Genomic DNA, 1,041 nt, shown 5'->3' on the forward strand with positions numbered 1-1,041 from the left:
TCCTTAATCTATATCAAAGTCAACCATTACTCCATTAGAGAAAATAAGGATAGTCGGCAAGCTGTACAGGATGTATGGGGCAAAATGGATTCGCCCAAGAAAAGAAGAAAATAGCGAGAAAACTTGTAATGATGAGGAAAATCAAGAAAAGCTTGCTAATATAGCAAAAACTGTGAATCTAACAGAGGAACAAGCGCAAAAATATAAACCTGTAGCTGAAAAACTTATTCCAGAGTTTGCAGATAGGGATTTAAGGTTGTTCGCATGACATACTTGGCCATTCTACTCTTGTTGCCTCATTTAAATTATGTACAAAATGCTTAAAGTTTCCATAAAAAAACGGAGTTTTTTACGGCAATTTGTAGAATTGTCATATTTTCTTTCCATTAACTTCCCATTCACTTATATTAAGAAGTCTGCCTGAAAATTGCAAACTTCAGTATGCACTATTACCTGCAAGAAATAATATATTATGAGCTACAAGATAGAAAAAATAAATTATGGTAACAGAATACAAAGGAATGGATATGTATTTCAAGACTCCTCTTTTTACGCCGCTCTTTCCTATCTTTCTTACAAATAATATTGAAATATATTGACACATCAAAGACCCCAGAGAAAATATAACACTGAAAAGGGTATAGTTAAACAAATTGTGGTGGGAGATAAATTTCTGGTTTATTAGAGCGGAAAAGGTAATCCAGAAAGCTATGTATGTCGGATTAGAAAGATAGTAAATTCCTACCAAAAATAAATTTTCCAACATTGTTTTTCCATTCAACTTAAGCTTTCTTGTCAATCTATCTTTATGAGATGTGGTGGTTTTACCTTTTCTGTCTATAAAAAGGGGCAGGATAAGTTCCTTTATCCCGATATAGAAAAGAAAGATTAGACCTGTTAGCTGAAGAATTATTTTCAGCCATGGGTTTAAAGCTCCAATAGAAACCGTTCCTATTAAAAAGGTTTCGCATAGGAAAAAGTCAGCCATTGCCCCTATGATAGCAATGGAAAATCCGTGCCAGAATCCCTTATCTACAGCTC

The 1,041-nt window shown here is 33.9% G+C and carries 2 protein-coding genes; one reads left to right on the forward strand and one right to left on the reverse strand.

Going from position 1 to position 1,041, the window contains the following annotated elements:
- Positions 1–70 precede the first annotated feature (70 nt).
- Positions 71–268 (forward strand): hypothetical protein, encoded by a 198-nt coding sequence (locus J7J10_00210; GenBank protein MCD6129368.1) that lies wholly within the window; start codon positions 71–73, stop codon positions 266–268.
- 168 nt (positions 269–436) lie between these two features.
- Here the strand turns inward: J7J10_00210 and J7J10_00215 are convergent.
- Positions 437–1,041 (reverse strand): LysE family transporter (locus J7J10_00215; GenBank protein MCD6129369.1); only part of this gene is annotated, 605 nt, incomplete at its 5' end.

It is taken from the genome of Deltaproteobacteria bacterium (assembly GCA_021159305.1).
Taxonomy (GTDB): Bacteria; Campylobacterota_A; Desulfurellia; order JAGGSF01; family JAGGSF01; genus JAGGSF01.